We start from the raw sequence: 13,171 nt of genomic DNA on the forward strand, positions 1-13,171 counted from the left end.
TTCACAAGCCCAAGGCACCGCGGCGCTGGCGCAAAAGCCTCTAAAAGCGTAATATTCGCCAAAGATTAACCCGCCAGCCGACGAGTCGCCAATGAACGCACCAACCGATATCTCCATGAAAACCGATGATGTTTTACAGGTGGAGCTGGAGGTCTTTCGCAGGCAACACCGCGATCTGGACGAAGCAATCGTGGCCCTGCAGGAGCGCGGGACCAGCGATCAGCTGACCATTCAGCGATTGAAGAAGCAGAAGCTGATCCTGAAAGACAAGATAGCCTTGATCGAAGACCGGCTGACACCGGATATCATCGCCTGATCCCCCATCCAGCCAACGCGCCCGACAGCTCCAATGCCGCATTGCGCGATGCACAGGGTTCTCTATAGTGCGCGCTTCCTCCAACCCAGCGGGTTCGCAGGCCCGCGGCATGACAGGATCCGAGCCTATGCCAGAGCATACCGCCGACATCAAAGTGGGCATCATCATGGGCAGTCAGTCCGACTGGCCAACCATGAAAGAAGCCGCCACCCTCCTCGACGAACTGGGCGTGCCTTATGAGGCAAAGATCGTCTCGGCCCATCGCACCCCGGACCGGCTGTGGAGCTACGGCAAATCTGCCGCCGAACGTGGTCTGCAGGTGATCATCGCTGGCGCCGGCGGGGCCGCCCACCTCCCCGGCATGGTCGCGTCGAAAACCCGCGTTCCGGTGGTTGGTGTGCCGGTTCAGACCCGCGCCCTCTCCGGTGTTGATTCGCTTTATTCCATCGTGCAGATGCCCAAGGGCTTCCCGGTTGCGACCATGGCCATCGGCGCCGCCGGTGCAGCAAATGCCGGATTGATGGCTGCCGGAATTCTGGCCTTGCAGGATCCCGAACTTGCCCGGCGTCTCGACGACTGGCGCGCGGCTCTTTCCGCTTCGATCCCAGAGGAACCGGTTGATGACTGATCGTTTGAACACAGGCGCCACCATCGGCATTCTCGGTGGTGGCCAGCTGGGCCGCATGTTGTCGGTCGCCGCCTCCCGCCTCGGCTTTCGCACCCATATCTTCGAGCCGAGTGCAAATCCCCCGGCCGCAGATGTCGCCCATAAGGTGACAACCGCGAGCTATGAGGACGCGGCCGCGCTGGCAGGCTTTGCCGCCTCTGTTGATGTGATCACCTATGAGTTCGAGAACATCCCGACGTCGGCGCTGGACCTGCTGGAACAGCACAAACCCATCCGCCCCGGCCGTGAGGCCCTGCGGATCAGCCAGGACCGGTTGACCGAAAAGACCTTTCTGCAAGATCTCGGCCTAAGCACCGCAGCTTTTGCCGATATTGCCGATCAGGCCAGCCTCGACGCGGCGCTGGCAACAATCGGCACCCCCTCGATCCTGAAAACACGCCGCTTCGGTTATGACGGCAAGGGGCAGGCCCGGATCAAGGCGCCTGAAGACGCAGCCACCGCGCTGAGCGAGATGGCAGGCGCCCCTTCGATCCTGGAAGGGTTTGTCACCTTCAGCCATGAGATTTCAGTGATCGCCGCGCGCGGCGTCAGCGGCGAGATCGCCTGTTTTGATCCCGGTGAGAACGTTCACCGCGACGGCATTCTTCATACAACGACAGTGCCCGCGCGCCTCAGCGCCGGACAGCGTATGGACGCGGTCCTGATGGCAGGCAAGATCCTGAACGCGCTGGAATATGTGGGCGTCCTCGGGGTCGAACTCTTTGTCACGCCACAGGGGTTGATCGTGAATGAAATCGCTCCCCGGGTGCATAATTCCGGCCATTGGACGCAGAATGGCTGCGCCGTGGATCAGTTTGAACAACACATCCGCGCAATTGTTGGCTGGAGCCTTGGCGATGGGCAGCGGCACAGCGATGTGGTGATGGAGAACCTGATCGGTGCCGATGTGGACCGGATCCCTGAGCTGGCTCAGGAAACCCGCTGCGCCATCCATCTCTACGGCAAGACCGAAGCCAAGCCGGGCCGCAAGATGGGCCATGTGAACCGGGTGCAGCTGCCACAGACCTGACCAATTGGGGCTCTGCCCCAAACCCCGGGATATTTTGAGCCAGAAGATGGCGGCAGGGCAGTAAAAGCGGCCCCGCCGGTTTTACGCGCCGCAAAGAGGGCCATCCGGCCTGATGCGCGGCGCTCCCCTCCCGGCGACGCGGCGGATCTGTCAGACCAGAAAGCGGCCTGCCACATCGCCGTTCATATAGCTGACCCTGCCGCCCGAGAGCGTGGCTGCAACACCACCCTGGGCGTCAAGGATCACGAGATCGGCGCGTTGTCCGGGCCTTAGCTCTCCGCGATCCTCCAGCCCGAGGATACGCGCCGGGCCTGCTGAAACCAGCCTCCAGGCTGAGGCAAAATCCAGAACACCGGTTTTCTCAAGCATCAGAGCCGCCCGGCGCGGACTGGGGTAGTGATAGTCGGAGGCGAGCGCATCACAGAGCCCCATGGCGATCAGATCCAGCGCCGAGGCATTGCCCTTGTGTGAGCCTCCGCGCACCACATTGGGTGAGCCGAGGATGACAGGGTCGCCCGCTGATGTCGCGGCCTCTGCAGCCTCCATTGTTTCAGGAAACTCCGAGATCCGCGCGCCGCGGTGGCGCCAGGTGATGCGGTCATCCGCTGTATGGTCATCATGGCTGCCCAAACAGACGCCTGCGGCCTGAAGCTTTGCGGCCAGCTGATCCAGCGCCGCGGGCACTTCGGGTCTGCGGGCATGCATCTGCTGCAACATCTGCCAGTGAACCTCCGGATTACGCCCTGCCTTGAGCGCCTGGCCGGTCAACCGGGGGGGCTTTTTTCCTTGCGCAAGCCGGTCATGAGGTAGGTGATCGTTGAAGACGACATAGGGGACCTGCCACCCCGCGATCTGTGACGGCAGATCATCGTAGGCCTCCAGCAGGTGGATTTCAAACCGCAGCTGCGGAATCAGATCGGTAACGACACGGGGTTTTGCGGATTTGATCCCTTCAAAGACCTGATCTGCAAAGTCGGGACCGCGCAGCCCCCCCTCCCAGGAGTAGAACTGGGCAAGAACACCGGTTGTGATGCCGTTTGCCGCCAGTTCTGCCTCTGTGGCGATCACCCCTTCGACCATCTGTTTCATGGCACCGCGCCGGGGCGCGAGGTGACGTTCGAACCCATCGCCGTGACAGTCAACGATCCCCGGAAGGATCCGATATCCGGTCAGGTCAATCTGCCGCCCCGCCCGCTCGGCCTGGATCCGACCTGCTGCCAGCGCCAGCACGCCACCGCGTTCCATCCCGTCCGGGCGCAGTACATCTGCACCGGTCAATGTCAGTTCAAGCGTGCTCATGGCCGGGCCTCCTCTTGCAGCTGATCCCCATCGGCGCTGCACCGACCACCGGCACAGGCCTCCTCTATTTCACCCGTGATGGACTCAAACCATGTCAGATCGGGGTCAAAGCGCCCCCTGTCGAGGAAATGCAACGCCTGCGCAATGACCTGCGGATTATTCATCATGAAAGTATGGGTCACGGGCAACACGATGTGATCCGCCATGCCCTCCAGATATGTGCTCTGCACCGACACCTTGCCGTCATCCGGCCCCGGAATGATGGCCGAAAACACCGGGTTGAGCGAGAAGCGCCCGGCGATGACCCCAACCGGGAAACTGGCAGCAGGCAGCTGGTTGGGCAGGCTGTCCTCGCCGGTTCCCAGCTGCAGCCCCGCAGGCCCGTTCAACAGGCCAAAGACCTCCCAGTCGCCCAGTTCGTCCACCAATTCGCTGCCGTGGTTGGGAGGAGCCAGCATAACCACCCGCCCCAGCGCCTCTGGCCGGTTTTCCCGCAACCAGTGGCGCAGCAGGATGCCGCCCATCGAATGGGTGATAAAGTGGATCTGCTCGCCTTGCGATATCTGCTCCGCACATTGCCCGACCGCATCCGGCAGCGTCTCCGCGGCAAGCACCGCCACCGGTTTGTCGGTTGACGGGTACCCGGGTGTCACGACCTTGACGCCGCGCGCCTCCAGCACCTGCCCCATAACCGCCAGCGAGATTTCGCTGCGCGCCAGACCGTGCAGCAGGATCGCGCAATCTGCACGGGCCAATCCCGGAGCAAGACACAGGATCGCGGCGACACATGCCGAAATACTGGCTAAGAAGGTGGTGGAATGTCGGGTCATTGTGCTCGCGGTCTCAAGGGGTCGTGACACCGCAGATAGGGGCATTTCACCTCAACGGAAAGAGCAGACCGCGATTCCCGGAGCCGTGACGCGGCGCCTTAGCCCTCTTTGCCCGCCGGGATGTCCGCCGCCCGCCTGCGCCCCGGCCCAGACAGGACGACGATTGCAATACCGGCCAGAACAGCGATCGCGCCAATGGTCAGCTGCAGGCCAATCACCTCTCCCAGCACAACCGCACCGGCGAGGATCGCGATCACCGGCACCGACAGCTGAACCGTGGCAGCCACGGCGGGCGCAAGCTGTGGCAAGACGTGATACCAGAGCGCATAGCCAAGGCCCGAGGTTACTGCGCCGGACACAATGGCCAGCACCACGCCCCATGGAGAGATGACGATGTCCGCGCCGAAGATCAGCACCGCGGGCACCATGATCACGCTCGCCGCCGCGAAATTCACAGCCGTTGCCGCCAGTGGTGCCTTTGCGCCCCGTCCGAGCAGACTGTAGCCCGCCCATCCAAGACCGCCCAGCGCCATCAGGCATGAGGCCCCCAGCGGCGCCGCTGGCACACCGTCGGTCGGCCAGACCACCGCAGCAAGCCCGACCAGAGCAATTGCCGCGCCAGCGACCTGCCCCGGCGCGACCGGACTGCCCCGCAGCGCCCCCCACAGGAACATCGACACCTGCACCACGCCGAACAGGATCAGCGCGCCAAGCCCTGCATCCAGGTCCTCATAGGCGATGGAGAACCCGACGATATAGGTCGTAAGCGCCGCCGCCCCCCAGAAGGTCTGGCGTCGATCACGTCTCAGCGACAGCCCGCTGAGGGCACAGAGCCCAACCAGCGTGACCGCCCCGGACAGCACGCGCAAAAGGCCAAAGCTTGTAGCCTCCATATGCCCGCCTCCGATCGCCAGTCGGCTGAGGATGGAATTGGCGGCAAAGGCCACCATGGTGAGGAAGACAAGAAGAAACAGGCGCATGAACTGGCTGCTATCGTGCAAACCAACTTCGGACCAGTGATATTTTCGTGTCAGAGATCTATCTTCGACTGAACATGTCCCCCGAAGCGCCTCTAACCCTTAAAGACATTCTCCCGATGCCAGCGGAGATATGATCTGTGTGGTTTGAATGCGGGGTTCACAGGCTCAATCAATCGCCGGTCCGGCAGCAGCAAACGATCCAGCGTCGCGTCATCCACCGCCTTCTTCGCAACAAGCACCTCATTGTCGTCACTGATCGACAAAAGACCTCGGTCGAACATCCAATGCACCGTTCCCGACAGGGCCAGCCCATTGCGCACCGTGTCCGGACCAGATTCCGAAACCGGCACGATATGGGCGGCCTCGACCTCCGGCCGCCCGCCGCCATTGCGCAACTCCAGCCCCGACACCGAACAGCGGCCGCCATAGGCATGTTTGACCTGTCTTGCAAAACTGCGATCCCGGAAGGCCCGCTGGGACAGCAGCATTTCGCGAGGTCCATTTGGGGATTCAAAAGCGACCTGTGCTTCGGCAAAACCAGGCTCTGCGGTGAAATCCCCGGTTCGCGGAATGGCATTCGGCTCTTCGCGCGCAGTCAGGCCGGCATTGATAATGCGCGCAAAATCCGCGTCGGAGATCAGCCGCACCGCGCTTGTGTTGCTGCCGCGCGACCGTGGCAGCCCGGTTTCATAGGGTCCCTGCCCCTCTACCCATCGGGGAACAAAATTCTCAAAGGACAGCTCGCTGCCTGTGTCCAGCAGCGCATAGGCAAATGCTGGGTCCTCAGGGTCATCCTGCACCTTCAGGACACGCTGTACAGCATGGTACCCTTTACCGCCGCCGCGCCGCCCCTCGTAGAAGATGACCCAGTCGCCCACGGTTTGCTCGACCCGGCTCAAATAGAGCTTCTTCGGGAAATGATACGCTTTTCCAGGCTGGTCGTCATAACCCGAATGCGAGGACTGAATAAAAACTGCTTTGACCATGGCGGCAACTTTAGGCCTTTGTTTCGAAAACGAAAAGAGAAGAGACAAGAGGCATCATCCCCTCTTTCTGGCCAAACATGCCGACGCTGCGACGCCCCCCCCCTCATTCACCTTTCCAAAAATACTCCCGCCGGAGGCAGGCCCGCAAGGCGGGCCTTCTCTCTCCCCGCGAAACGAAAAGGGGCCGCCCGAAGGCAGCCCCTAATTCTTCCAGTCATCAGCGGTGGGCTTCCGGCGAATTGGCCCAGATAACAAACCTGCAGCCAATCGCCTTTAGCCTCATCCCAAATCCCAAGGGGATTTGTGATTACATCATGCCGCCCATGCCGCCCATGCCGCCCATGTCGGGCATGCCGCCACCTGCCGCGCCTTCTTTGGCGGGCTTGTCGGCAACCATGGCTTCGGTGGTGATCAGCAGGCCTGCGACCGAGGCTGCATCTTCCAGCGCGGTGCGGGTCACTTTGGCGGGGTCGATCACGCCGAAGGAGAACATGTCACCATATTCATCAGTCTGGGCGTTGTAGCCAAAGCTGCTGTCAGAGGACTCACGGATCTTGCCCGCAACCACGGCACCGTCAACACCGGCGTTCTCGGCGATCTGGCGCAGCGGCGCTTCGATGGCCTTGCGAACGATCATGATACCGGCGTTCTGGTCGGAGTTTGCACCTTCCAGACCGTCCAGTGCCTTGCCGGCCTGAACCAGAGCAACACCACCACCAACGATGACGCCTTCCTGCACGGCTGCGCGGGTTGCGTTCAGAGCATCGTCGACGCGGTCTTTGCGCTCTTTCACTTCCACTTCGGTCATGCCACCGACGCGGATCACGGCAACACCGCCAGCCAGTTTGGCAACGCGCTCTTGCAGCTTCTCACGGTCGTAGTCAGAGGTGGTCTCTTCGATCTGGGTGCGGATCTGGGCAACGCGTGCTTCGATCTCGGCCTTCTCGCCAGCGCCGTCAACGATGGTGGTTTCGTCTTTGGTGATTTCGATTTTCTTGGCGGTGCCCAGCATGTCCATGGTGACGGACTCGAGCTTCATGCCCAGATCTTCGGAGATGACCTGGCCGCCGGTCAGGATTGCGATGTCCTGCAGCATGGCCTTGCGGCGATCGCCGAAGCCCGGTGCCTTGACAGCAGCAATTTTCAGACCGCCGCGCAGCTTGTTGACAACCAGGGTTGCCAGCGCTTCGCCTTCGACGTCCTCAGCGATGATCAGCAGCGGTTTCTGCGACTGGATCACCTGCTCAAGCAGCGGAACCATTGCCTGCAGCGACGACAGTTTCTTCTCGTGCAGCAGGATCATGCAGTCGTCGAGTTCTGCAACCATCTTGTCGGGGTTGGTGACGAAATAGGGCGACAGGTAGCCACGGTCGAACTGCATACCTTCGACAACAGTGGTCTCGGTTTCCAGACCCTTGTTTTCTTCGACGGTGATAACACCTTCGTTGCCGACTTTCTGCATCGCGTCAGCAATCTGACGGCCGATTTCTGCTTCGCCGTTGGCGGAGATGGTGCCAACCTGCGCAACTTCGTCGCTGTCTTTCACGTCGCGGGCCGAGGCTTTGATCGCTTCAACAACCTTGGAGGTTGCCAGGTCGATGCCGCGCTTCAGGTCCATCGGGTTCAGACCGGCTGCAACCTGCTTCAGGCCTTCTTTGACGATGGCCTGGGCCAGAACGGTTGCGGTGGTGGTGCCGTCACCGGCTTCGTCGTTGGTGCGGGAAGCAACTTCCTTCACCATCTGGGCGCCCATGTTCTCGAACTTGTCTTCCAGTTCGATTTCCTTCGCCACGGACACGCCGTCCTTGGTGATGCGCGGTGCGCCGAAGGATTTGTCCAGAACCACATTGCGGCCTTTCGGGCCCAGGGTCACTTTCACGGCGTCGGCCAGAATGTTGACGCCACGCAGCATACGGTTGCGGGCATCGGTGTCGAATTTGACGTCCTTAGCAGCCATTTTTTACTCTCCTAGAGAAATTCTGTGGGTTTAGGCGATCAGAGATCAGAGCAGACTTGGGAAAAACCCGGTGTCTTACTCGATGATGCCCATGATGTCGCTTTCCTTCATCATCAGCAGCTCTTCGCCGTCGACGGTGACCTCGGTGCCGGACCATTTGCCGAACAGGATCTTGTCGCCAGCCGAAACAGCCATTGCGATCAGCTCGCCGCTGTCCTTGCGTGCGCCTTCGCCGGTTGCGACGACAACGCCTTCGCTCGGCTTTTCCTTGGCGGAATCAGGGATGATCAGACCACCGGCGGTTTTTTCTTCGCTTTCGGTGCGACGGACCAGCACGCGGTCATGAAGCGGTTTCAATGCCATCTTTGTAGCTCCTTAAAGGCTCAAAGGTTGTTGTCTCGCCCCCCTGCTCCCCGCAGAGGGTGTTAGCACTCAATACTGCCGAGTGCTAACGAAGGAATAGCTAGGCAGGGCGTGCGGTCCTGTCAACAGGTTGGTTGGGAAATTTTATGGCAATATTCTGCCGCGGCCATCACGCAGGGCCCACCTCGGCCGCTGTCCCATCGTCGGCCCCCAGCGCTTCCCAGCTATGCGCCCAATGAACCAGCCCCGCCTGACCGGCCTCGGTCAGTTGATAAATGCCGGTGGCGACCCGCATGAACCAGCCATAGTGATTGCTCGCCATGATCCGGGTGGCCTGCGGGACGCCCGCTGCCCTAGCCACTGCGGCCCCCTTGCTCGGCCCGTGGTCTGCCAGATGGGCGGCACAGCGCAGGGCGTCCTGGCGATAGGCGGTCACGATCCCGTGGCGAGTGGCCCCACCGGCATTCGGATCCCCCTGCAGGCGCTGGAATTCGCGCAGCAGCCGCGCCTGTTTCTTGGCCGATTTTCGCGGCGCATAAGGCCCCGGATCACACTGGACCTCCGTCCGACCATCCGGCAGAACCGTGATCAGCCCCAGCCCCAGACGCCGACACATCGCCAGATTGTCCTTCAGCACCCGCCGCGCCTGGCGGCCAGCGGGTTTCGGCACAGCGATATAAACGAGGTCGCTCAGCGCAAGCCGCGTGATCGCCTGATGGAACAGCGACAGTGAAAACCGCAACTTCAGCTCGACAATGACCGGTGGTTCATCGCCCCGGCAGGCAACCACATCAGCGGCCCCCACCTCCCCCTTCACGGTATACCCCTGCTGTTCCAACAGGGCCTTCACGGGCGGATAAAGCTGATCTTCGCGGGTCATGGCGCAATGCTACCCCCAGCCGCAGCCGAGGAAAAGCCATTCGCCAAATCAGGGCAATGATCCGCAGCCATTGGCGCTCTTGGCGCGCCTGCGCTGCCCTGATCTGCACGGACGGCATAGCTGCATTGACGAGACAACGGGCCGGGGTGACAAGATCGTCGCCCCCACCTATAAGACGCGCAAAATTCCGGCATCTGCATAGGACACACTTCAATGACTACCTTCGTCTTCGGCCATAAATCCCCCGATACCGATTCCACCGGCTCCGCCATCATCTGGTCGTGGTATCTGAACCAGATCAAAGGCGTCGAAGCCGCTCCGAAATTGCTGGGCGAGCCCAACACCGAAGCGGCCTTCATGCTGCAACACTGGGGGCTGGAAAAGCCGGAGATCATCAGCGATGTGGCCGATGATCAGCCTGTCGTCATCGTCGACACCAACAACCCGGCTGAACTGCCCGCCAATATCAATGGCGCTGACGTTCGTGCGATCATCGACCATCATAAACTGGTCGGCGGGCTGGAAACCAAAGGCCCCATCGACATCCGCATCGAGCCGGTCGCCTGCACCGCGACCATCATGTTGAAAATGATCGGCAGCGATCTGGCGCAGGCACCACGCGAGATCAAAGGCGCGATGCTGACCTGCATTCTGAGCGACACGCTGGAATTCCGCTCGCCGACCACCACCCAGGAAGACAAAGCCGTGGCCTATAGCCTGGCCGAAGATCTCGGCGTCGATATCGCCACCTATGCCGCCGAGATGTTTGCCGCGAAATCCGATGTTTCGGCCTTCTCCGACGCAGAGCTGCTGCGGATGGATTCCAAGGAATACGCGGTCGAAGGCACCAAATTCCGGGTCTCGGTTCTGGAAACCACCGCTCCCGCCGTGGTGCTGGATCGCAAGGCGTCGCTGATGGAAACCATGACAACTGTCGCTGCCGAAGATGGCGTTGATCAGGTTCTGCTCTTTGTGGTGGATATCCTGAAGGAAGAAGCCACCCTTCTGGTGCCCAACGACCTGGTGAAAACCCTCGCGGCCAAGAGCTTTGGCGCCACAGCGGAGGGCGATAGCGTTGTGCTGCCGGGGATCATGAGCCGCAAGAAACAGATCATCCCCAATCTGACAATCTAAGGCCCGGCGCCTTCGAGCCTATGAAATGCGAAAGATGCGGGTCTTCTAAGGAGGCCCGCATCTTTTATGATGGACCCGCAGTATCCGGCAGTCCGATCTCCGGGTGATACCACCGCGCGTTTCGATCGACCGGCAACCAGGTGCTGGTAGCACGCGCAGAGCGATCGCCACCCTCTTGCGGATCCCCGCGGACCTCTGTTTGCCGCATCTGCGGTGCGCATTGACCAATTGCTGTGGTTGCCCGTGTCGCGGTCCCCGGATGACACTCCAGCAAATCACGCCTCAGGGCGAAAGTAAGCCACGGATACCTAAGTCATCCCAGCCCGCCCCGGTGCAAAAGGGGCCAAAGCGCCGCGACCGGCGTCAGCGCCTCGGCAAAGGAGACAGCACCGCCAGAGGTGACGTGGATCTATCGACCGGCATTGGCATTTCCGTCATGCAAAGGCATTGGCGCAGGCAATCCTGCCATAAAGTCGCGGGCGCCCGATTCGCTCACAGGCATCGGCTGACCGAGGCCGGTCGGTTCAGATTGCACCAGGCGAAGCTGACGCCCGATCCCAGGTGACAGGCCGCCACGCGCGGCAGGCGGCAAGCCTGAAACCGGCGCGTGGTCAGCTGCCTACCGTGCCCCACAGACGACTATCAGGCGCTCAGGCCGTCAGGCCATCAGGCGAAATTGGCAACCGCATCCCGATCCGCCCAATCGTCACCGGCACCCCCTGCTTTCGACCCCACGGACTTGTGCAGCGATGCGCGGTCGGTGTCCCAATCATCGATACCGTCGCCGGAAACAGGCCCATGGGCGGAGACTTCGTTATAGTCTTCCCAACGCTCCTCATCCGGGTGACCTGCTTCGACAACGGCCGCTGCGCGCTCCGCCGCTGAGGGTGCGCGGCCTGCGGCACCATCTGCTGAGAGCAGGACAAACTGGCTGACGATCTGGTTCAGACCATAGGTCTCGCTGTTCATCTTCAGGATGGCAGCGCCGGATTCCTCAACCATCGCGGCATTCTGCTGGGTGACATTGTCCAGCTGGGCAACACCGATGTTGATTTCGTTCAGCCCCTGCGCCTGCTCACCGGATTCCGAAGAGATACCAGAGACAAGCGTGGCGATATTGACCACCTCGCCGACAACCTGCGACAGGGCCTTGCCGGCGCTATCGACCTTCTCCACGCCCTCTTCCACCGTCCTGGTGCTGGCCGAAATCAGCGACTTGATCTCATTGGCGGCATCCGATGACCGTTGCGCCAAAGCGCGCACCTCGGAGGCGACGACGGCAAAACCGCGCCCGACCTCACCTGCCCGCGCCGCCTCGACACCAGCGTTCAATGCCAGCAGGTTGGTCTGGAAGGCAATGTCGTCGATCACGCCGATGATCTGCGAAATCTGCCCGGACGAGCGTTCGATCTCATTCATCGCCTCGATCGCGCCCTCCACGACCCGGCCGCTGTTTTCAACATCCTTGCGCGCGGAATCCACAGCGCTTTCGACGGCTTTGGCGTTCTGGGCGGAGTTGTTGACACTGACCGTCATTTCTTCCAGTGCGGCAGCCGTTTGCTCCAGCGTGGCCGCCTGGCTTTCGGTGCGGGCAGACATGTCTTCAGCACCGGACCGGATTTCATCGGATTGCGCCTGGATCGCGGCGCTTGCCTTGACCACCTGGGCCATCACCTCATTCAGTTTATCGACCGTTTCGTTATAATTCATCCGCAGCGGATCATAGGCCTCGCCAAAGCTCTCTGCGATGCGAACGCTGAAGTTCCCGGACGCCAGCGCCTGCAGGCCCTGACGCAGCCGGTCGATGACATGCTCACCCTCCACACGCAGGGTATTCTGTTTCTCCAGCTCGCTGATGACCCGGGCCGACACACGGTCGATATCGCGGGCAATCTCGCCAAAATCGTCACCGCGCATCCGCTCAGCGACCTTGATGCCAAAATCCCCTTCTGCGACTTCGCGCAGGGCTTCGCGCAGCCGATCAATCGGGCGCACAATGTTCATGGTCATCTTGCGCGCGTTATAGAGCGTCACCAAGACCAACAGGGCGGATGTTCCCAGGAGGACATAAAGCAGAAGCATGTCATGTGCCCGCGCCGCCTTTGCGGTTTCGACCGCCGAGGTTTCAATCCAGTCACTCAACGGGTGCAATTTCTCATTGAGGGCCGCGTAACTGTCCTGAAAGGCATCGACAGCAGCCTCCGCGGCGACCGGGTCGGTGACGGCCAGCTCTGCCAGGGCGACGCCCTGACCGACAAAGGTATCAACCTCCGCCACCATCCCCTCGACCTGCGCCAGCGCCTTTGGTGGCAAGGAATCGTTTTTCAGCAATTCCAGATTCTTGCGAAGCTCCTCGCTGGCCTGGACCACTCGTGCGCGCAGCGCCTCTTTCTCGGCTGCGGTCGCATGATCCCCGGCAAACACGAGATAGATCACTTCCGCGTGCAACTCTTCATGCAGGAGGTCGACCTTCAGCTCGTGGCGCACCGTTTTGGTTACATCAATCTGCCGCTCAAGCTCCAGTTCGCTTTGCCACAGGCTGTAGACAGATATCAGAGCCAATATAACAATCGCAAAAACGGATACCGCACCCGAAATAATAAATCGGGTTTTTGTTGACATCGTTCGAAACATTACCGCACACCTCTGGGTTGTAGCCTCGACCTGTTCTACGCCTCTGTTGTTAAAAAACCGGAAACATCGCCGATCTGGTCAAATTCCGCAGGCTC

General features: G+C 61.1%; 12 protein-coding genes. 4 read left to right on the forward strand and 8 right to left on the reverse strand.

Features of this window, described 5'->3' with window-relative positions; genetic code table 11:
• Positions 1 to 91: 91 nt before the first annotated feature.
• From VWY60_RS17655 to VWY60_RS17665, 3 genes are all read left to right on the forward strand, one after another.
• Positions 92 to 316 (forward strand): YdcH family protein, encoded by a 225-nt coding sequence (locus VWY60_RS17655; protein WP_340546229.1) that lies wholly within the window; start codon positions 92 to 94, stop codon positions 314 to 316.
• Positions 317 to 443: 127 nt separating this feature from the next.
• On the forward strand, positions 444 to 944 hold the full coding sequence (purE, locus tag VWY60_RS17660; RefSeq protein WP_340546230.1) for a 5-(carboxyamino)imidazole ribonucleotide mutase: 501 nt from the start codon (positions 444 to 446) through the stop codon (positions 942 to 944).
• Positions 937 to 2,013, forward strand: coding sequence for a 5-(carboxyamino)imidazole ribonucleotide synthase (locus tag VWY60_RS17665; RefSeq protein WP_416541303.1), 1,077 nt, complete (start codon positions 937 to 939; stop codon positions 2,011 to 2,013). The genes purE and VWY60_RS17665 overlap by 8 nt, the downstream gene beginning before the upstream one ends.
• A gap of 150 nt (positions 2,014 to 2,163) precedes the next feature.
• On the opposite strand, the gene VWY60_RS17670 is transcribed toward VWY60_RS17665, so the two are convergent.
• The 7 genes from VWY60_RS17670 to VWY60_RS17700 form a co-directional block, all read right to left on the reverse strand.
• Complete coding sequence (locus VWY60_RS17670) at positions 2,164 to 3,312, reverse strand: alpha-D-ribose 1-methylphosphonate 5-triphosphate diphosphatase (RefSeq protein ID WP_416541304.1); 1,149 nt, start codon at positions 3,310 to 3,312, stop codon at positions 2,164 to 2,166.
• Positions 3,309 to 4,142, reverse strand: coding sequence for an esterase/lipase family protein (locus tag VWY60_RS17675; RefSeq protein WP_416541305.1), 834 nt, complete (start codon positions 4,140 to 4,142; stop codon positions 3,309 to 3,311). Before VWY60_RS17675 ends, VWY60_RS17670 begins: the two co-directional genes overlap by 4 nt.
• 98 nt (positions 4,143 to 4,240) lie before the next feature.
• Positions 4,241 to 5,122, reverse strand: a complete 882-nt coding sequence (locus VWY60_RS17680) for a DMT family transporter (RefSeq protein ID WP_416541306.1) — start codon at positions 5,120 to 5,122, stop codon at positions 4,241 to 4,243.
• A 92-nt stretch (positions 5,123 to 5,214) separates the two neighbouring features.
• Entirely contained in the window at positions 5,215 to 6,108 is an 894-nt protein-coding gene (locus tag VWY60_RS17685) for an HNH endonuclease (RefSeq protein WP_416541307.1), read from the reverse strand.
• Between the two features lie 307 nt (positions 6,109 to 6,415).
• Positions 6,416 to 8,065 (reverse strand): chaperonin GroEL, encoded by a 1,650-nt coding sequence (groL, locus tag VWY60_RS17690; RefSeq protein ID WP_416534997.1) that lies wholly within the window; start codon positions 8,063 to 8,065, stop codon positions 6,416 to 6,418.
• 75 nt (positions 8,066 to 8,140) lie between these two features.
• Positions 8,141 to 8,428: a co-chaperone GroES gene (locus tag VWY60_RS17695; protein WP_340546237.1), complete on the reverse strand. Its 288-nt coding sequence runs from the start codon at positions 8,426 to 8,428 to the stop codon at positions 8,141 to 8,143.
• 169 nt (positions 8,429 to 8,597) lie between these two features.
• Positions 8,598 to 9,308, reverse strand: coding sequence for a DUF2161 domain-containing phosphodiesterase (locus VWY60_RS17700; RefSeq protein ID WP_416541308.1), 711 nt, complete (start codon positions 9,306 to 9,308; stop codon positions 8,598 to 8,600).
• A gap of 213 nt (positions 9,309 to 9,521) precedes the next feature.
• Here VWY60_RS17700 and VWY60_RS17705 point away from each other — a divergent pair, with 213 nt between their 5' ends.
• Entirely contained in the window at positions 9,522 to 10,442 is a 921-nt protein-coding gene (locus VWY60_RS17705; protein WP_416541309.1) for a manganese-dependent inorganic pyrophosphatase, read from the forward strand.
• A gap of 666 nt (positions 10,443 to 11,108) precedes the next feature.
• On the opposite strand, the gene VWY60_RS17710 is transcribed toward VWY60_RS17705, so the two are convergent.
• Positions 11,109 to 13,076, reverse strand: coding sequence for a methyl-accepting chemotaxis protein (locus VWY60_RS17710; protein WP_416534994.1), 1,968 nt, complete (start codon positions 13,074 to 13,076; stop codon positions 11,109 to 11,111).
• Positions 13,077 to 13,171: the final 95 nt, after the last annotated feature.

The sequence above is a fragment of the Phaeobacter sp. JH20_26 genome (assembly GCF_048056275.1).
Taxonomy (GTDB): Bacteria; Pseudomonadota; Alphaproteobacteria; order Rhodobacterales; family Rhodobacteraceae; genus Phaeobacter; species Phaeobacter bryozoorum.